Origin of the sequence: Ruegeria profundi (assembly GCF_049800715.1) — a bacterium.
GTDB classification, from domain to species: Bacteria; Pseudomonadota; Alphaproteobacteria; order Rhodobacterales; family Rhodobacteraceae; genus Ruegeria; species Ruegeria profundi_A.
This window is the reverse complement of record NZ_JBNAFO010000010.1, coordinates 58,954-77,065: the sequence shown is the minus strand read 5'-3', so window position 1 is coordinate 77,065 and position 18,112 is coordinate 58,954. Positions and strand designations below refer to the sequence as shown.

Genomic DNA, 18,112 nt, shown 5'->3' with positions numbered 1-18,112 from the left:
CCCTCAAATCAACGATCGCGGGTGATCACGCGCCAATCACGCAGCTGTTTCATGCAAGGCGGTGCATTTGCCCTCATACTAAGCGCGAAAAAGGATCGGAGGGTGCCATGCCTGTTTCTCGTCGCCAATTTGTTGGAATGGTCGGAGCCAGCGCGCTGGCGCCTGCCACAAGCTGGGCGCAGGAAGACCCTGTGCTGGACGCACTGCACAGCACGTTGCGCGGCGGTCGTACGGATTTCGAGGCCAAGATGGCCTTTCTGGTACAGCGTGGGAACCCGGATGTGGTCCCTGCCCTGTTGACCGCCATGCGCTTCACCGACCGGCGGCGCGATGATATCGTTGAGGTGATGGAGACTCTGACCGGCGAGCAACTCGGCACCGACTGGTTCGACTGGATGCTCTGGCAAGAGCAGAATCCTCAGATCGTCCCACACCCTTCATTGATCCCGTTCAAGCGCGAGGTCCTGCTGCAGATCGACGACAATTTCGACCTGTTCCTGCGTCCCGAATACCTGCAGCGCCAGCGGATGAAGATCCGGCTGGAGGAGATCACCTGGGGTGGCGTGCGCAAGGATGGCATCCCTTCGCTGGACAATCCGACGCTGATCTCGGCCTCGGACGCCGACTATCTGAAAGACGATGATCTGGTCTTTGGGGTCTCGATCAACGGCGACGTGCGCGCTTACCCGCTGCGGATCATGGGCTGGCACGAGATGTTCAACGAGGTGATCGGCGGCGTGCCGGTGGCGCTGGCCTATTGCACCCTCTGCGGGTCGGGCATCTTGTTTGAGACGCAGGTGCCGGGGCGGCGCAAACCGTTTGTCTTCGGCTCCTCGGGGTTCCTGTATCGCTCGAACAAGCTGATGTTCGACCGCGAGACGCATTCGCTGTGGAACCAGTATACGGGCAAACCCGTCGTGGGCCCCCTGGTGGACAGCGGGATCGAGCTGAAGCAGCGCCCCGTGGTGATCACGACTTGGGACAACTGGAAGTCCTCGCACCCGGACACGCGCGTCTTGTCGCTCAGCACCGGGCATCGTCGCAACTATGGCTCGGGCGTGGTGTATCGCGAGTATTTCGCCTCGCCCGAGTTGATGTTCCCAGCTTTGGTGGATCAGTCCGAGCATCGCCAGAAAGACTACATTTTCACCATCCGCCAGTTCGGCGCCGCGCGGGCCTGGCCGCTGGACGCTTTCGACAGAACTCGTGTGATTAACGATGCAATCGCGGATCGACCTTTGGTTCTGATCGGCAACTCAGACCGCCGGACAGTGCGCGCCTACGAGCGTGCGGGCCACCGGTTCAAAGCATCAGGCGGAGGTCTGGTCGATGAGAGCGGTCGCAAATGGACCTTGTCTGAAGAGATGCTGATCGGACCGGATGGCACACAATTGCCGCGCGTGGCCGGGCATATCTCTTATTGGTTCGCGTGGGACAACTACCTGGGCGACGCGGCGAGCGTGTATAACGGCTAGGAATGTTCCTCGGCCGCTGTCGCAGCCAGCGCCCGGTTATAGGCCTTTAGAACGTCGATGTGATAGAGCGCGCCAACCGGCGTCTCTGTCCCGTTTTCGTCCATGACGATCACGGGGATACAAGGAATATCATCGCGGTCAAAATAGGGCATCGCCGCCTCGAGTGTCGCGCTTGCTTTGACGCAGAGGCCTTTTTCGATCAGCGCCCGCGCCTCATCCTTGGTGATCGAGCGCGCATCGCCAATCGGTCGCATTACCGCTCCAGCACGCAGCATCGCCAACAGATAGGCCTGTGGTCCCGCTGCCAGATGCACATTGCGACGTTCCAGCTGGGTAAGGAAGAACGACCGGTCCACAAGGCGCGAGGCCAAGGCGGTGGACATCGAGACAGATACCATCACCGCCAGACCGATCTGCCAGTCTCCGGTCAGCTCGAACACGATCAAAGTGGTCGAGATCGGCGCGCCCAGAACCGCAGCGGCCACGGCCCCCATACCGGCAAAAGCGTAAAGGGTATGGGTACCCGACACATCCGGAAGCAATCCGGTGGCGATCAGCCCAAAGGCCAGCCCAGTCAGCGCTCCAATCATCAGCGAAGGCGAAAATACGCCTCCGCCCATGCGCCCGCCCATCGTGATCGCGACGGCCACTGTCTTGAGGACTGCAAACAGGATCGCTGTGGTCAGCACCAGATCGCCGGTCAGGGCACGGATCGTCGTTTCATACCCGACGCCAATAATGTGCGGGAACCAGATCGCCAGAAGGCCCAGCATTGCACCCGAAACCGCCGGGCGCAGCCATCCGGGCAGGGAAAGTCGCGCTTGAACATGATTGCCAAAATCCTCGGCGAAAAAGATCGAACGCATCAGAAGCAAGGACACCAACCCGCAGATCAGCCCGAGGATCAGGAAGGCAGGCAGTTCGACGTAGAATTGCAGCGAGCCGGGCGTATCCAACGTGAACTCGGTAACGTCGCCATATTCCAGCCGGTTGATCACCGTCCCTGCGACCGAGGCAATGACGATGGGTGCAAAGGCGTGGACGGCGAAGTGGCGCAAAACGACCTCAAGCGCGAACAGCGCGCCTGCTATAGGGGCGTTAAAGCTGGCCGAGACTGCAGCAGCCACTGCGCATCCAAGCAGGTCGCGCCCGGTGATTCCGTCTGCATGGATGCGGTCGCTGACCCAGGTCGAGATGACCCCGGCCATATGCACCACAGGCCCTTCCCGCCCTGTGGAGCCGCCGGTGCTGAGCGTAATCAGAGAGGCAAAGAACGAGGCGATGCCAGCTTTGGTCTCAACCCGTCCATCGCTGACCGCCGCCCCTTCGATCACATCCGCGACCGAACGGACACGGCCATCATCAGTAAAACGCGTGAGGATCAGGCCCACGATCACACCGCCGATGATCGGAATGATCAGCACAATGAACCAAGGCAGCTTCTCGGCATGACTGTGCAACAGCAGGATATCCTCGGTATCGTAGATATAGGCCTGCAAGCCGCGGATCGCCTTGCGGAACCCTAGCGCCATGAACCCCGCCGCAATCCCGATCGCCAGAGCGATAAACCAGAACTGGATTTGGCTTGGCCCCCGGCGACGCATCACCCGCAACGCATCCTTGATCGCGGCCAGAGCCTGATTGAGCTGGTTGCGCAGAACGGTGCGGGTTGATTGGGTCATTGGCTCTCGGGGATCATAACTTAACCCTTAGTAAGCCACGGCGAGGTCTGAGAAAAGTAAGATAGCGACGGTCAGGCCAGCAGATTGCGCCAAAGACGCATTAAGCCTCCAACAAAGCGCGCGCAGCGGCGCGTGCCTCTTCTGTGATCGTATCGCCCGAGACCATGCGTGCAATTTCGTCGACGCGATCTATTGCGGCCAGCGGCACAACGGTCGAAAGCGTTTGGCCATCGGTGACCTGCTTCTGCACACGCCAGTGATGGGCTGCGCGCGCGGCGACCTGAGGGGAATGCGTGACGACCAGAACCTGCCCGCCTTGTGCCAGAGACGCCAGCCTGCGGCCCACCGCATCAGCCGTCGCACCGCCCACACCCCGGTCGATCTCGTCAAAGATCATGGTCCGGGCGCTGTCGTCGCCGGACAGGCAAACTTTCAACGCCAGTAGAAAGCGGCTGAGCTCCCCGCCCGAGGCGATCTTATTCAGCGGCCCCGACGGTGCGCCGGGATTGGTGGCGACCGTAAAGGCCACCGCGTCGGTGCCCTCGGGTCCAGGATCGGACGTGGTAACTTCTGTCCGAAACACCGCGCGTTCCATTTTCAGCGGTGCCAGCTCGGCCATGACGGCCTGATCCAATTGTCCAGCCGCCGCTGCACGCGCAGCGCTAAGGTCCGCCGCAGCCAAGTCATACGTCGCCTGTGCCGCCTCAACCGCGGCACACTGATCTGCCAGATCGGCATCACCCGCATCCAGCTTACCCAAGCGATCACGCAGCGTATCAGCAAATGCGCCCAATTCATCTGGGGCCACATCATGTTTGCGGGCCAGTGCGCGGATGGCGAACAAACGTTCCTCGGCGGCTTCTAGTTCGGCAGGGTTAAAGTCCAGCGCCTGAAGGCAGGCGTTCACACCATCCTGCGCCTCGCCCAATTCAATCATGGCCCGGCCAAGCGCTGCAATCGGCTCCTCCAACTGGCCACCTGCCGAGTCCGACACACCTTCGAGCCAGCGTGTCGCATCCGACATCGCGCCTTCGGCCCCGTCGCCACCCAGCAGATCAAATGCGCGAGCAACGTCGTCGCGGATACGCTCTGCCCCCTGCATCATGCGGCGGCGGGCATCGAGGTCTGCGTCCTCGCCGGGTTGCGGATCGAGCTTGTCCAACTCGGCCACGGAATGGCGCAGGAATTCCTCCTCGGCCCGCATGGCGGCCAAAGCGGCTTCTGTCTCGGCCAGTGCTTTGCGGCTGCGCGACATCTCGGACCACGCCTGACGGACCTTGGCCAATAGTTCCGAGACCTGAGCGTAGTCATCCAGTAGCACACGATGCCCACGAGGATTCAGCAGACCCCGGTCATCATGCTGCCCATGCAATTCGATCAACGTTTCCGACAAAGCGCGGAGGACTTCACCTGAACAGCGGCGATCATTGACCCAAGCGGTTTTTCGGCCCTCTGCCGTGTTAACCCGGCGCAGAATCAGTTCTTCGCCACCTGGCAAACCGGCCTCAGACAGAACAGCATGGGCGGGGTGGCCTTCAGGCAGTTCGAACTCGGCGACAACCTCGCCCTGTGCAGCGCCTTGGCGAACCAGCTCGGCCCGTCCACGCCAGCCTAGAACAAAGCCCAGTGAGTCCAGAAGGATCGACTTGCCCGCGCCAGTTTCACCGGTCAACGCGTTCAAGCCCGGCTGAAAACTCAATTCCAGCCGGTCAATAATCAGCATGTCGCGAATATCGAGGGCGCGCAGCATCGGGTCTTTAACGTCCCAAGCCTGATGACATGGCGATTACAACCACTCACCTTTAATCGTCTGGCGATAGATCGTGCTGAGCCAGTTGTTGCCACGGCTCTTCAGATCCAACCCACGCGAGGTCAGCAGCTTGTACCCGTCATCATACCATTCCGAGGACTGGTAGTTATACCCTAGGATCGCACCGGCTGTCTGAGCCTCATCAAACAGGCCGAGCGACAGGTACGCCTCGATCAGGCGATAAAGCGCTTCGGCGGTGTGAGAGGTGGTCTGGAAGTCCTCGACCACGACGCGGAACCGGTTGATGGCCGCGACGTAGTGATCCTGACGCAGGTAGTAGCGCCCGATCTCCATTTCCTTGCCGGCCAGATGGTCGAAGGCCAGATCGAATTTCAGCACGGCAGAAGTGGTGTATTCGCTGTCCGGGTAAACCTCGATCACGGTGCGCAGCGCTTGCAGGGCCTGAAAGGTCAGGCCCTGATCGCGGCCGACTTCGTCGATCTGGTCATAATAACTGAGCGCCAGAAGATACTGCGCGTAGGCCGCATCCTCGTCGGTTGGGTAGAAGTCGATATACCGCTGAGCCGCAGCACGGCTTTCTTCGTAATTCTTGTCGGTGTGGAACGAAAACGCCTGCATGATCAGCGCGCGTTTAGCCCAATCGGAATAGGGATACAGACGCTCAACTTCGGAGAAATACCACGCCGCGTCGTCCGAGCGATTCTGCGACAGCTCATATTCACCACGCGTATAAATCTGTTCCGGTGTAAACCCTTCAAGGTTCTGATCCCGATCCGCGCCTTTGCTACTGAACAGGCCCCCTGCGCCGCCGCAGGCGCTCAAAACTGCTGCCAGAAGAATCGCACTTGCGAATCTGACTGCCGCTTTGCTGCCAACCATACCGCTCATCCTTAGTCGTCTTACTTACAGGATCCTAACCGGATCGAGCCTTGGTCTAGCACAGAATATTCCGGTGCAAAACGCCTTATCCACCCGCTGGCGGAAATGTCGTCAGAGTTGATCAGATCAGGCGACAGCAGGGATTTCGGCGGCAAGCAGGCCCTGACCGGGCAGACGGTCGGCCTGCTCGGGTGAACAAAGGATCGGACGAACCGCGCCAGGTGTTTCGAACAATGTACGCAACAGCGTGTTGGTCATGGAATGGCCCGACTTGTCGCCGGTGAAGTGACCCAGAATCGGGCCACCAGCCAGATACAAATCACCCAGCGCGTCCAGCATCTTGTGGCGCACAGCTTCATCCGCGTGGCGGAAACCGCCCGGTGTAAGAATCTCGGTGCCTTGAACGACCACCGCGTTTTCCAGCGTCCCGCCCAAAGCCAAGCCGTTCTCACGCATTGTTTCGACGTCGATCCGGCGGCAAAAGGTGCGGCTATCGCTGAGTTCGCGCACGAAGGACCCGTTGCGCATGTCCAGCGTTTTCGTTTGGCTTCCGATGGCCGCGTCTTCGAAATCAATATGGAAGTCGATGATCAGCCCGTCCGCAGGCTTGATCGAGGCGCTGGCCCCTTCACGAGACGCCGTAACGGGTTTCAGCACTTCATAGGCCAGAACCGGGCTGGCCTGACGGCGAACGCCCTTCCCCATAATGCCACGCACAAAGTCGATCGACGATCCGTCCATGATCGGAACTTCGGGACCATCAATTTCGATCAGGGCGTTGTGGACCCCACACCCGGCAAGCGCCGCCATGATATGTTCAATGGTCGAGACGGAAACACCGGCGTCATTCACCAGACGGGTGCAAAGCGGTGTACGCTCGACCATGTCGTAAACTGCAGGGATCAACGCATTGCCCAGCTCAATATCCGTCCGTTTGAACCAGATCCCGTGACCGGCAGCTGCCGGTTTCAGAACCATGATTGCAGGCTGACCGCCATGCAGTCCAACGCCTTTAAACGTAACCGGAGATTTGAGCGTATGTTGCAAAATGGGCCTCAGAGCGTGGTGTCCAGCCTATGCGGGCTGTGTTGGACACTGAGTTAAGGAAGAGGCCTCTCAGGCTCAACTCACTCTTTGCAACTGAATGAAACATGAATGTGACAGATCGGCAAAACCCTGCTCAGGGCTATTTAAGATCCTGTAAATCATGAAGAAAGGGCCGCCTTTTGGCGACCCTTTACGATGATTTTGTTACCGCGATTAGTTCGCTTGACGGCGCAGGAAGGCCGGAATTTCGATACGATCCTGATCCGGATCAGCCTCGTCCTGGACAGGTGCCGTAGCGTCAGCCTGGCGCATTTGCGGCTGATGACGCGGCGGTTGCGCGGGCGTATCTGCCGCGTGACCGGTCATCCGGTCGATCAGACGATTGAACCCGAAGCGGGGGCGCTCTTCGTGTTCTGCCTGCGGCTGAGGGGCCGGTTCCTGTGGCCGAGTGGCCGTCAGGCGCTGCGCCGCTGAGGGGACATTCTGAACGGCGGCCTGAAGGCGCTGCAGCGCCTCGGGCGAGGGGGTGCCAGCAGAATGCTGATGTGGCGCAGCGTAGGTTTCGGGGGTCTCTTCAACCGGTTCCGGCTGCGGCTCGAACTCGGCCACGCGCGGTTGGTAGGCCGGGGGCGGAAGACCATCATCATCCTGCTCAACCTGCGGCTGGAACTGGCTTGGGGCCGGCTCTTCCGCCGCTTCGAATAACGACGGTTCGCGGTTTTCGGTCTGAACCGGCGCGGCCTCGGCTGCGGCGGGTGCCTCTTCTTGGACCGGCTCTTCAGCGGAAACAGTGCGCGTCAAAGGCTCGGACATCGAACGGCGCGCGACCGGAACTTCCGAGGTCTTCTCGCTGGCGTCGATGCCGGTTGCGACGACCGAAACGCGCATGCCGCCTTCCATTGCGGTATCAAGCGTCGACCCGACGATGATGTTTGCCTCGGGGTCCACTTCCTCACGGATGCGGTTGGCGGCTTCGTCCAGTTCGAACAGCGTCAGGTCGTGCGAACCGGTGATGTTGATCAGCACGCCCTTCGCGCCCTTGAGGCTGATTTCGTCCAACAGCGGGTTGGCAATCGCCTTTTCGGCGGCCTGAATGGCGCGATCTTCGCCAGTGGCTTCGCCTGTGCCCATCATCGCCTTGCCCATCTCGTCCATCACGGCGCGCACGTCCGCGAAATCGAGGTTGATCAGGCCCGGACGGACCATCAGATCGGTCACACCTTTAACGCCCTGATACAGAACGTCGTCCGCCATCGAGAACGCCTCGGTGAAGGTGGTCTTCTCGTTGGCCAAACGGAACAGGTTTTGATTGGGGATAATGATCAGCGTGTCGACGACCCTTTGCAGCGACTCAACGCCGTCTTCGGCCTGACGCATGCGCTTGGCCCCTTCAAACTGGAAGGGCTTGGTGACGACACCAACCGTGAGCACGCCCAGCTCACGCGCGGCCTGCGCGATGATCGGAGCAGCACCCGTACCTGTGCCACCGCCCATGCCAGCAGTGATGAAGCACATATGCGCGCCCGCTAGATGGTCGACAATCTGTTCGATGCTTTCTTCGGCAGCCGCGGCCCCAACGGTCGGACGGGCCCCTGCCCCCAGACCTTCGGTGACCTTCACACCCAGCTGCACTCGCGCCGAGGACTGGCTTTGCTGCAGCGCCTGCGCGTCGGTGTTCGCGACGACGAAATCCACGCCGTCCAGCTGTTTTTCAATCATGTTGTTGACTGCATTACCGCCCGCGCCGCCAACGCCAAATACCGTAATCCGAGGCTTCAGTTCGTCGTGCCCGGGCATCGAAAGATTCAATGTCATGCTCTGTCCGCCTGTATTTTTGTTCCGCCAAAGCGGTGTTTTTCTTTACCTATCCATCTTCGATTCTAGCGATGTGGTGCGTAAAGGTCACGTCAAAAATCACGTGATTCCACAAAATATGGACGAAATAAGGCAAAGACCGGCGGCATTTCGCAGGCTTTGACAAATATAGCGGAAACAACGCGGAACACTACAAGACACAGAGCATCCGAGCAGTGAACGGCCTACGCGTCACGCCCCAGATTCAAACCAAAACTAGTGCGGAAAACTGCTCAATGTCCTGCCGCAAGACCTCTGACGGGTCCTGTGGATATCTTGAGGGATAAAGCAGGCCTCCGCAAGGTGTTTTTCAACTGATTGGGGCACTTGGACAATTCAGGCTGTGATTGGTCATGCTGCGCACCTCCTGGATTTCACCATTGCCCAGCTCTGCCAGCCGGACCATCAAACGGCCCTCGTACTCGAACGACCACCAGCAAACAGGAATGCCGTCTGTATCATCATCATAGAGAAAACAGACCTGCCCATTCGGTGTTGTGATCTGACCGTAGACGCATGCCCCACCTTCAACCCGCCAGACCGAGGTCTTGCGGTTCAGGAATTGCTCGGTTCCCACCAGATCACCGCTGCGGATTTCGTGGAACTGCACCGTTTTGCCCAGCACAGCATCCAGAAACGTCTCAGGTGAGATGACGGACTGCGCCGAAGCGAGGCCGGGCGCAAGCGCCACGCACAAGGCGCGGCGCAGAGTTCTACCAATTGTCACGGAACCACCGAACGGCGCGCTTAAACGGCCGCGCGGCATAGGTGTCGACAGGGACCTCGAAATCCCACCACTCATCCTGCGGATGCGCCGCAAACAGGCTTAGACCAACGGCCGAGGAAAAGCCCGGACCAGTCGCGGATTGCGGCAGGCCGTGAACGCGCAGCGGGCGGCCCAAACGGACGCGCTGGCCAAGTATACGGGTCGCGAGGCCGTCCAGCCCCATGATCTGACTGCCTCCACCGGTCAGCACGATCTGCTGGCTGGGCATATGCTCGAACCCGGCGGCATCCAGACGGACGCGAACCTCTTCCAGAATCTCTTCGACCCGAGGGCGCATGATCCCGATCAGCTCGGCCCGGCTGACGGTGCGGCGATCATGTTCCCAATCGCCGGTATCGCCGCCGATATCGATCAGGTCGCGATCGTCGGCTCCGGTCGCGTGGACACCGCCATTGAAGGTCTTGATCCGCTCGGCCACGGCGGTTGGCACACCCAGACCCATCGAGATATCCTGCGTGACGTGATCACCACCCATGCGCACGCAATCAGCGTAGATCATGTGTTTCTTCATGAAGATCGACACGCTGGTCGTACCGCCGCCCATGTCGATACAGGCCGCGCCCAGCTCCTGCTCATCCTCGACCAGCGCCGAGATACCCGACACATAGGCCGAGTTCGCAATCCCTGCGAGCTCCAGATCGCACCGCTTGATGCAGCGGACGATGTTCTGGATCGAAATCGCGTCGACGGTCAGCATATGCATGTCGACGGCCAGAGATTGCCCCATCTGCCCCCGCGGGTCGATCAGGCCCGAGCGGTTGTCCAAGGCGAAATTCACCGGTTGGGCATGCAGAACCTCACGCCCTGCCCCGTAGTCGGGCACGTCGCAGGCGTTCAGAACACGGCCAACCTCGGCCTCGGTCACAAGCTGGCCTTCAAGATCGACCTGCGCGTCAAGACCGTAGGAACGTGGGTTCGCACCCGAGAAACAAGCGATCACATGATCGACTCGGATATCCGCCATCTTCTGCGCGGCTTGCAGAGCGGTGCGAATGGCGCGCTCGGTTTCCTGCATGGCCGTCACTTCACCGAACTGCACCCCGCGCGAACGGGTGGTCGCCGCGCCAATGACCCGAAACCCGGTCTGCCCGGCCATCGAGCCGATGGTGTTATCCTCACTCAACCGCCCGGTGCCATCAAACCGAAGCACGAGGCACGAGATTTTCGAGCTACCCACATCCAGAATGGCGATAACGCCCCGCTGCATCGCTTGTCTGCGCATTTGCCGCATGGCGCGTTGGGACTGATAAAGATCGGTCATCATGGTCGTTACTGCCCGTTACCCACTGTCACTTTTGTATTCCACCAGTCTTCGCTGGCGGCTTTGGTCATTCTGATTGTTGGCCGCTGTCCGAGGCGCATATCCACAACGGCCACGTCACGCTCCAACAGATCCTGCACTTCGTTCACGGCCAGCACCCGTTCGAGCGCGCGCACCGGACGGTCCGTCGGCAGCATGATGCGCTGGCCGCGGTCCAGCACCAAATCCCAGCGCCGCTCGCCAATACGCACCAGGCCCCGAACACGGGTGCCAAGGCTGCGTGAGGTGCGGAAAATCTCAAGCGCTTCGGCAACATGTTCATCCGCGCCTTTGCCAGCGATCAAAGGCAGATCGCTGTGTTCCTTGCGCGATGCGATCAGGTCCACATGAACGCCGGTCTCATCCAATAGCTCGATAGACTCTCGGGTGCGCCACACGATGACAGGCTGACGTTCGACAACGTCCACCTGCAGGATGCCACCGGGCCGAATGCGCACAGTGGCCGATTTCACCGGATCAAGCCCGGTGATCGTGTCGCGCATCTGTTCGACATCCAAATCCCAAGAGCTGATCGGGAAATCCAAAGGCACCACTTCGCGAATATCGTCCGACAGGCCGGGACCTGCACCATCAATGGCCATAAGATTGACCATGAACTCAGGACGCTCCTGAATCGAGGTGCGTATGTCGGCGATATAGGTATCGAGCGCCTCGCGCCGCTCCTCTGACGTGAAGTAAAGACCAACGGCAGCCGCAACAGCGCAGACGGGCAGCCCCAGCTTGACGCCCATGCGGATGCCCGGTGTCAGCATCCAACGCTGGAACCGATAACTGAGGCGCGATGGTGCCGGGTCAGACCGGCGCGCGGTGCGGTTGAACAGCTTCACCCCGCCCAAACGCAGAACAGGCTGCGTTTCATGGGATTCGGTATCGGCGGATTCGAAATCGGCATCTGGCCCGGCCAGAGGTTTGGCCCGATGGATCACTGGCGCGCGGGAGGCTCTTAGCGGTCGCATGAGGCGTCCTCCACCATCCAGGCACAGAGCTGTCCGAAACTCATCCCGCAGTGTTCTGCCTGTTCCGGCACCAGAGAGGTTGGCGTCATACCGGGCTGCGTGTTGGTTTCCAGCAGGAACAAACCATCCGCGCCCATAGTGTCGTCCCACCGGTAGTCGGTCCTGGTCACGCCGCGACAGCCCAAAGCGTTATGTGCTTTCAAAGCGTAGTCCATGCAGCGGTCAAAGATATCCTGCGGGATGTCAGCGGGCAGCACATGCCACGAGCCGCCGGGCTTGTATTTGGCATCGTAGTCGTACCAACCACCATCCGTCATGATCTCAGTCACGGTCAGGGCGCGATCACCCATAACGGTCACAGTCAGTTCTCGACCCGCGACGTATTTTTCGACCATGATGTGGTCGGGCATATCCTCCGACAATTGCGGAGGACCATTCGACCCTTCGTGCACGATGTAGATGCCGACGCTCGACCCTTCGTTGTTGGGCTTGGCGACGTAAGGCGGCTCCATCACGTGAACCTCAACCACCTCGACCTTGGGCACGATCACGCTTGGAACAATGGGCAGCCCTTCGGCCTGATAGACCTCTTTGCTGCGCTGCTTGTCCATCGCCAACGCCGAGGCCAAAACGCCTGAATGGGTGTAGGGAATACGCATCCACTCCAGCAGACCCTGCACGCAGCCATCCTCGCCCCAGCGGCCATGCAGCGCGTTGAAAACCACATCCGGCTTGATATCCAAAAGGCGCGCGTAGAGGTCGGGACCTGCGTCCAGCTCAACCACTTCAAAGCCTTCTCCCACAAGGGCGGCTGCGCATTCGCGCCCAGAGCTGAGAGACACCTCGCGTTCCGCCGAGGGGCCACCCATCAATACCGCCACTTTGGGGTTTGTCCTGCTCGACATACCCAACGTGCGCCTCAATGTCCCCGGACCTTATGTGGTGGTCCGTACTGCGTTTATGCCTTTGATCCGTCGCCGTTAATTGCCTGTTATGGTCTGACGGTTGGGGCTTTATTCTTTCAGCGGATCACCGACCCGCATGATTTCCCATTCTAGCGTGATGCCGCTTGTTTCGTAAACCTTTTTTCGCACCTCTTCACCCAGACCTTCGAGGTCCGCCGCGGTCGCCTCGCCCGTATTGATCAGGAAATTCGAGTGCTTGGGGCTCATCTGCGCGCCACCTTTCTTGGCCCCACGCATGCCCGCATCGTCGATGACCTTCCAAGCCTTGAGGTCATGCACATCATCTGCCTTCCCGGTCGAGGAGAACCCTGCCGGATTGCGAAAGGTCGACCCGGCGCTGCGGTCTTTGGTGGGCTGGGTCTCGTCGCGCTTTTGCAACTGCGCCGTCATTCGGGCATGAAGCGCGTCGGGGTCACCTTTGGGACCTTCGAAGGTTGCCGAGATCAGCACCGCGCCGTCAGGCAGATCGGATTGACGGTAGCGAAAATTCAAGTCCTCGGGGTCAAGCTCAATCACTTCACCCTGCCGTGTGACGATAGTGGCCTTTTTCAGAACATCCGCCGTGTAGCTGCCATAACACCCTGCGTTCATGCGAACGGCGCCACCGATTGACCCCGGAATCGTGCGCAAAAAGGTCAGATCCACACCGGCATCCGCCGCTTTACGCGCCACATGCGCATCCAAAGCCGCCGCGCCTGCGGTGACCTTAGTACCCTCGACTTCGATCCCGTTGAAGCCCCGCCCCAGCCGGATCACCACGGCGCGCAATCCGCCATCGCGTACTATGAGGTTCGAGCCGACGCCCATCGGGAAGATTACGACGTCATCGGGAAGCTCGCGCAAAAAGCCCTGTAGATCTTCAATATCCGCAGGTTGGAACAAATAGTCAGCTGGACCGCCGACACGCAGCCATGTCAGGTCGCTGAGGCTTCGGTTTTCGGACAGTTTGCCACGAGTTACAGGAAGAACAGTCATAGCTGCTAACTCGCGGATTCAGAGGGAGTTGGCAACCTGTATCCGCAGTGAAACGGTCAAATCCGCCGACGCAGCCACCGCCCCAGATAAATCACCGGCCAGCGCAGGATCGACATACCCATCACCAGCACGATCAGCCCGACCCATGGGCCATTCTCATAGGTGACATATCCAAGCAGAGGGATCCCGACCGCGATCAGGATATAGGCGCGGGTCCAGTGGTTGTCATTGCTGGGGATCATCGCCAGAAGGTTCGCAACAAGGCCCCAAAGGGCCGCGAGGGCAAGAGAGAGGGTCATTCCATCACCTCTCCGCGCACCCATTTGCGCCAGTAATAGCGGATCGGGTTGCGAAACATCGAGACGAAACCTCCGAAGGCCAGAACCGACCAGACCCATCCATGGTCATAGCCCAGCCAGATGATCATCACCGGCGCGCAGAGCAACAGGACAATACCCGGAGGGAATTGCAGCCGCATCGGCAACAAGGCCACGATAGTGGCGCTGATCGCCCAAAGGGCGGCAAAGATGGTCGAATAGTCCATTGTCCCCTCCTGGGACGCGGTCTTGGCAATAGGTCACACACCCTCAGGTTGTGCAGTAAATAAGATCAGTCGTCAAACAGCCTGTTTTCGTTGCAACCGCTCAGGCAACCCGTTCGCCCATGCGCTGATTGTCCCTGCCCCAAGGCATACGACCATGTCGCCCGGGCGAGCTTGTTCGCGGACCAGACGCTCCAGATCGTTTTCGTCCAGCAAGGCGCGTGCGTGGCGGTGGCCGTGACGGATGAGGCCCTGCACCAGATCATCGCGCGAAGCACCTTCGATCGGGTCCTCTCCGGCAGCGAAGATGTCGGCGATTGCAACCACGTCAGCGTCGTTGAAGCAGGTGCAGAAATCGTCGAACAGGTTGGACAGACGCGAATAGCGGTGCGGTTGGTGAACGGCGATCACGCGGCCCTCGGTCGCTTGGCGAGCGGCTTTCAGGACGGCGGCGATTTCGACCGGGTGGTGGCCGTAATCGTCGATGATGGTGACACCGTCGATCTCTCCGACCTTGGTGAAACGGCGATTGACGCCGCCGAAATTGGCCAGCGCCTCGCGGATTTCGGATGCCTTCATCCCCAGATGACGTGCCACCGCAACAGCCGACAACGCGTTCGAGACATTGTGGTCACCCGGCATCGGCAGAGTACAGCCTTCGATCACCTTGTCTTCGTATTGCAGGTGGATGTCGAAATGCGCGACGCCGGCTTTGTAGGTCAGGTTTTCGGCCCGCACATCGGCCTGCGCGTTGAAGCCATAAGTGCGCACGCGGCGGTCGGTAATGCGCCCGACCAGCGCCTGTACTTCGGCATGGTCCGTGCAGCACACCGCCAGACCGTAGAAGGGCAGGTTCGATACGAACTCATAGAACCCATCACGTAACCTGTCGAAATCACCCCAATGCTCCATATGCTCGGGGTCGATATTGGTGACGATGGCGATGGTTGCCGGCAGGCGGTTGAAGGAGCCGTCGGATTCGTCGGCTTCGACCACCATCCATTCGCCCTGCCCCATGCGCGCGTTCGAGCCATAGGCGTGAATGATACCGCCATTGATGACGGTTGGGTCGAAATCTCCGGCCACCATCAGCTCGGCCATCATCGTGGTCGTGGTGGTTTTGCCATGCGTCCCGGCGATTGCGATGTTCGAGCGCAGGCGCATTAGTTCGGCCAGCATATCGGCGCGGCGAACGACGGGCAGGCCCTGCGCGCGCGCTTCGTCCAGTTCCGGATTGCCCGGTTTGATCGCGGTCGAGGTAACGACCACGGCGGCGTTTTGCAGGTTTTCAGCCTTCTGCCCCACAAAAATCTCGGCCCCCAGAGACGCCAACCGATCCGTGATTTTTGAGGCTTTCAGGTCCGACCCCTGCACCCGGTAGCCAAGGTTCAGCAACACCTCGGCGATCCCCGACATCCCGATCCCTCCGATCCCAACGAAATGGATCGGTCCTACGTCCTGCGGCAGTTTGGTTGCGGGGTTCATGTGGTCTCCTTCTGCGCCAGTTGCTCGACAAGGGCGACCAGGCGCTCGGTGGCGTCGGGGGCTCCTGTCGAGAGGGCGGCATGGGCCATTTTTTGTGCGGCTTCCGGGTTGGTTAAAACCGTGGTCATTTGCTCGGTCAGTGAGGGAACGTCAAGCGCCTTTTCGGGGATCATGATCGCCCCACCCGCCTGCACCAGCCCTCGGGCGTTGGCGGTTTGGTGATCCCCTGCAGCGGCGGCGAAAGGGATTAGGATCGAGGGTCGACCGATGACCGAGATATCGGCCACGCTCGACGCGCCCGAACGGCTGATGACAAGCTGCGCATCCGACATGCGGCGCGGAACGTCGTCAAAGAACGGCTGCACATCCGCGCGAATGCCGTGATCGGCGTAGAAGGCCGCGACCCTCTCGCCATCCTCGTCGCGGGCTTGATGCGAGACGCGGATGAATCCGCGCAGGAACTCGGGCAGAGCGGCGATCGCCTCGGGCAACACATCGCTGAGGATCCGTGCACCCTGACTGCCCCCCATCACCAGCACCGACATCGGATACTCGCCGGGTGGGATATAGGGCGCACCGGCCCGCTCCAGCACCGAAGCCCGGACCGGGTTGCCGGTGTGAATACCGCTGGACCCTTCGGGCAGATCGGTCGGCCAAACACCGCAGGCCACTTGCGCCACGCGTGTGGCGAAGAGCTGGTTCACACGCCCCAAAACGCCGTTCTGTTCGTGGATCATACGCGGCAGTTTCAGTAGCGTCGCGGCACCCAGTGCCGGGATCGACGGGTAGCCGCCAAAGCCCACAACCACGTCCGGACGGTCGCGTAACATCTGCATCGCCATGCTGGTTACGCCACCTACAATCTTCGGCCCCACCAGCGCTTTTGCGGCCAAACCGCCGCGTGCAAAAGTGGCCGAGGACGCCTCGACAATCTCGGTCGTGTGCGGGAAGCCCCCGGTGTAGCGAGCACCCCGAGGATCGGTCGACAGACGCACGCGCCAGCCTTTTTGCAGCATCGCTTCGGCCAGAGCCTGCGCCGGGAACATGTGGCCCCCGGTGCCGCCAGCCGCAATCATCAGGTAAGGTTTGCCCATCAGCCTCGTCCGCGCAGAATATCGCCAAGCTCACCCTGTGGGCGCGAGCGTGTGAAGGCCAGCAACATGCCAACCGCAATACCACCTGCGATCAGCGATGAGCCGCCATAGCTGACAAAAGGCAGCGTCATGCCCTTTGCAGGCAACAGGCGCACGGCCACACCCATATTGATCATCGCCTGAACGCCAAACATGCAGGCCAGCCCGGTGCCTGCCAGACGGATAAACATATCCCGCTCGCGCATCAGGCGCATCAGTGAGCGCACAACGATGATCGAATAAAGCGCGATGATGATCAGCACCAGGATCAGCCCATATTCCTCGGCCGCGACGGCGATGATGAAATCCGTATGCGCGTCGGGCAGAGACCATTTGACCTGCCCCTCCCCTACGCCGACGCCGAACAAACCACCCTCACGGATGGCATTGGTCGCGTAGCCCAGCTGAGTGGTCGGATCGACCTCCTGGTTCAGGAATCCGTCGATACGGCGAGCAAAGTGGTCCGAGTTGGAATAGGCGAACATCCCGCCCAGAACGACCACTCCGGCCATACCAACCAGCAAAAGCATCGGCGCACCGGCCACGAAATACATCACGCCCCAGCCGAAGAGGATCAGGCAGGCTTGCCCGAAATCAGGCTGCATCACCAGCATGCCGACAATCGCCATACACAGCGCAAAGGACCACAACCGCCCCGGAGGGCCATTGATCTCTTGCGAGGCCGCCAGCAACCACGCCGCAACGACTACAAATCCGGGCTTGAGAAACTCGGACGGTTGCAATGAGGCGAAGCCCAGCGAGTACCAGCGTACAGCGCCTTTGCCGAAATCCGTCCCGAAGACCGGCAGGAAGGCCAACGCCACGAAGGCCCCCAGAAAGCCCAATACCGCCAGACGGCGCACCAGTGTCGGAGACATCATCGAGGTCAGCAGCATCGCGATCAGCGCCAATCCGCCGAAGAGCGCCTGTCGTTCAACATAGTGAAACGGATCAAACCCGTTGCGCCCGGCCAGAGGCGGCGACGAGGCCAGCCCCAGCAACAATCCGATGACAAACAGAATCAGAACGCAGGACATCGTCCAGCGATCAATCGTCCGCCACCACTTTGGTAGAATCGGTTCCCCGCGCTGGTCCTGGACCGCGCCATACACCATCTCAGTCATGAGATACCGCCACTTACTGCCTCACTCGCGCCCCGTTTTCGGGATCTGTTTGAGAGTCTACAGTGAAATTGGCGTTTGGGCTAGGGAAATGAGCTTTGCAAACGAAGAACGGCGCCT

General features: G+C 60.3%; 16 protein-coding genes. 1 reads left to right on the top strand and 15 read right to left on the bottom strand.

The window, feature by feature from the left end:
- The first annotated feature begins 107 nt into the window (after nucleotides 1-107).
- Nucleotides 108-1,475, top strand: a complete 1,368-nt coding sequence (locus tag ACP15L_RS16170) for a DUF3179 domain-containing protein (RefSeq protein ID WP_425084975.1) — start codon at nucleotides 108-110, stop codon at nucleotides 1,473-1,475.
- Here ACP15L_RS16170 and ACP15L_RS16165 read toward each other — a convergent pair.
- From ACP15L_RS16165 to ftsW, 15 genes are all read right to left on the bottom strand, one after another.
- The gene (locus ACP15L_RS16165; protein ID WP_425084974.1) at nucleotides 1,472-3,157 is read right to left on the bottom strand and encodes a chloride channel protein; all 1,686 of its coding nucleotides are present in this window, start codon (nucleotides 3,155-3,157) and stop codon (nucleotides 1,472-1,474) included. The two genes, ACP15L_RS16170 and ACP15L_RS16165, sit on opposite strands and share 4 nt — an antisense overlap.
- 100 nt (nucleotides 3,158-3,257) lie before the next feature.
- Nucleotides 3,258-4,907, bottom strand: coding sequence for a DNA repair protein RecN (gene recN, locus ACP15L_RS16160; protein WP_425084973.1), 1,650 nt, complete (start codon nucleotides 4,905-4,907; stop codon nucleotides 3,258-3,260).
- Nucleotides 4,908-4,943: 36 nt separating this feature from the next.
- The gene (locus tag ACP15L_RS16155; RefSeq protein ID WP_425084972.1) at nucleotides 4,944-5,807 is read right to left on the bottom strand and encodes an outer membrane protein assembly factor BamD; all 864 of its coding nucleotides are present in this window, start codon (nucleotides 5,805-5,807) and stop codon (nucleotides 4,944-4,946) included.
- A gap of 126 nt (nucleotides 5,808-5,933) precedes the next feature.
- A complete protein-coding gene (gene lpxC / locus ACP15L_RS16150) occupies nucleotides 5,934-6,854 on the bottom strand; it encodes a UDP-3-O-acyl-N-acetylglucosamine deacetylase (protein WP_425084971.1) in 921 nt (306 codons plus the stop codon).
- Between the two features lie 213 nt (nucleotides 6,855-7,067).
- On the bottom strand, nucleotides 7,068-8,669 hold the full coding sequence (gene ftsZ / locus ACP15L_RS16145) for a cell division protein FtsZ (RefSeq protein WP_425084970.1): 1,602 nt from the start codon (nucleotides 8,667-8,669) through the stop codon (nucleotides 7,068-7,070).
- A 349-nt stretch (nucleotides 8,670-9,018) separates the two neighbouring features.
- Complete coding sequence (locus tag ACP15L_RS16140; protein WP_425084969.1) at nucleotides 9,019-9,435, bottom strand: hypothetical protein; 417 nt, start codon at nucleotides 9,433-9,435, stop codon at nucleotides 9,019-9,021.
- Complete coding sequence (gene ftsA / locus ACP15L_RS16135) at nucleotides 9,422-10,756, bottom strand: cell division protein FtsA (protein WP_170678608.1); 1,335 nt, start codon at nucleotides 10,754-10,756, stop codon at nucleotides 9,422-9,424. Before ftsA ends, ACP15L_RS16140 begins: the two co-directional genes overlap by 14 nt.
- A gap of 8 nt (nucleotides 10,757-10,764) precedes the next feature.
- Entirely contained in the window at nucleotides 10,765-11,772 is a 1,008-nt protein-coding gene (locus ACP15L_RS16130; RefSeq protein ID WP_425084968.1) for a cell division protein FtsQ/DivIB, read from the bottom strand.
- Nucleotides 11,760-12,677: a D-alanine--D-alanine ligase gene (locus ACP15L_RS16125; RefSeq protein WP_170460942.1), complete on the bottom strand. Its 918-nt coding sequence runs from the start codon at nucleotides 12,675-12,677 to the stop codon at nucleotides 11,760-11,762. Before ACP15L_RS16125 ends, ACP15L_RS16130 begins: the two co-directional genes overlap by 13 nt.
- A gap of 108 nt (nucleotides 12,678-12,785) precedes the next feature.
- Nucleotides 12,786-13,712, bottom strand: coding sequence for a UDP-N-acetylmuramate dehydrogenase (gene murB, locus ACP15L_RS16120; RefSeq protein WP_425084967.1), 927 nt, complete (start codon nucleotides 13,710-13,712; stop codon nucleotides 12,786-12,788).
- Between the two features lie 56 nt (nucleotides 13,713-13,768).
- Nucleotides 13,769-14,011, bottom strand: a complete 243-nt coding sequence (locus tag ACP15L_RS16115; protein ID WP_425084966.1) for a DUF2484 family protein — start codon at nucleotides 14,009-14,011, stop codon at nucleotides 13,769-13,771.
- Entirely contained in the window at nucleotides 14,008-14,256 is a 249-nt protein-coding gene (locus ACP15L_RS16110) for a DUF2484 family protein (RefSeq protein ID WP_170374997.1), read from the bottom strand. Before ACP15L_RS16110 ends, ACP15L_RS16115 begins: the two co-directional genes overlap by 4 nt.
- 72 nt (nucleotides 14,257-14,328) lie before the next feature.
- On the bottom strand, nucleotides 14,329-15,738 hold the full coding sequence (murC, locus tag ACP15L_RS16105; protein ID WP_425084965.1) for a UDP-N-acetylmuramate--L-alanine ligase: 1,410 nt from the start codon (nucleotides 15,736-15,738) through the stop codon (nucleotides 14,329-14,331).
- Nucleotides 15,735-16,832 (bottom strand): UDP-N-acetylglucosamine--N-acetylmuramyl-(pentapeptide) pyrophosphoryl-undecaprenol N-acetylglucosamine transferase, encoded by a 1,098-nt coding sequence (locus tag ACP15L_RS16100; protein WP_425084964.1) that lies wholly within the window; start codon nucleotides 16,830-16,832, stop codon nucleotides 15,735-15,737. The genes murC and ACP15L_RS16100 overlap by 4 nt, the downstream gene beginning before the upstream one ends.
- Nucleotides 16,832-17,995: a putative lipid II flippase FtsW gene (gene ftsW, locus ACP15L_RS16095; RefSeq protein WP_170374992.1), complete on the bottom strand. Its 1,164-nt coding sequence runs from the start codon at nucleotides 17,993-17,995 to the stop codon at nucleotides 16,832-16,834. The genes ACP15L_RS16100 and ftsW overlap by 1 nt, the downstream gene beginning before the upstream one ends.
- Nucleotides 17,996-18,112: the final 117 nt, after the last annotated feature.

Excerpts from the sequence above, each read along its gene's own strand:
- ftsA (WP_170678608.1), bottom strand. The coding sequence starts at position 10,756 with ATGACCGATCTTTATCAGTCCCAACGCGCCATGCGGCAAATGCGCAGA.
- ACP15L_RS16125 (WP_170460942.1), bottom strand. The coding sequence starts at position 12,677 with ATGTCGAGCAGGACAAACCCCAAAGTGGCGGTATTGATGGGTGGCCCC.
- ACP15L_RS16115 (WP_425084966.1), bottom strand. The coding sequence starts at position 14,011 with ATGACCCTCTCTCTTGCCCTCGCGGCCCTTTGGGGCCTTGTTGCGAAC.
- ACP15L_RS16170 (WP_425084975.1), top strand. The coding sequence starts at position 108 with ATGCCTGTTTCTCGTCGCCAATTTGTTGGAATGGTCGGAGCCAGCGCG.
- ftsZ (WP_425084970.1), bottom strand. The coding sequence starts at position 8,669 with ATGACATTGAATCTTTCGATGCCCGGGCACGACGAACTGAAGCCTCGG.
- recN (WP_425084973.1), bottom strand. The coding sequence starts at position 4,907 with ATGCTGCGCGCCCTCGATATTCGCGACATGCTGATTATTGACCGGCTG.
- ACP15L_RS16100 (WP_425084964.1), bottom strand. The coding sequence starts at position 16,832 with ATGGGCAAACCTTACCTGATGATTGCGGCTGGCGGCACCGGGGGCCAC.
- ACP15L_RS16165 (WP_425084974.1), bottom strand. The coding sequence starts at position 3,157 with ATGACCCAATCAACCCGCACCGTTCTGCGCAACCAGCTCAATCAGGCT.
- ACP15L_RS16130 (WP_425084968.1), bottom strand. The coding sequence starts at position 11,772 with ATGCGACCGCTAAGAGCCTCCCGCGCGCCAGTGATCCATCGGGCCAAA.
- ACP15L_RS16110 (WP_170374997.1), bottom strand. The coding sequence starts at position 14,256 with ATGGACTATTCGACCATCTTTGCCGCCCTTTGGGCGATCAGCGCCACT.
- ACP15L_RS16155 (WP_425084972.1), bottom strand. The coding sequence starts at position 5,807 with ATGGTTGGCAGCAAAGCGGCAGTCAGATTCGCAAGTGCGATTCTTCTG.
- ftsW (WP_170374992.1), bottom strand. The coding sequence starts at position 17,995 with ATGACTGAGATGGTGTATGGCGCGGTCCAGGACCAGCGCGGGGAACCG.
- murC (WP_425084965.1), bottom strand. The coding sequence starts at position 15,738 with ATGAACCCCGCAACCAAACTGCCGCAGGACGTAGGACCGATCCATTTC.
- murB (WP_425084967.1), bottom strand. The coding sequence starts at position 13,712 with ATGACTGTTCTTCCTGTAACTCGTGGCAAACTGTCCGAAAACCGAAGC.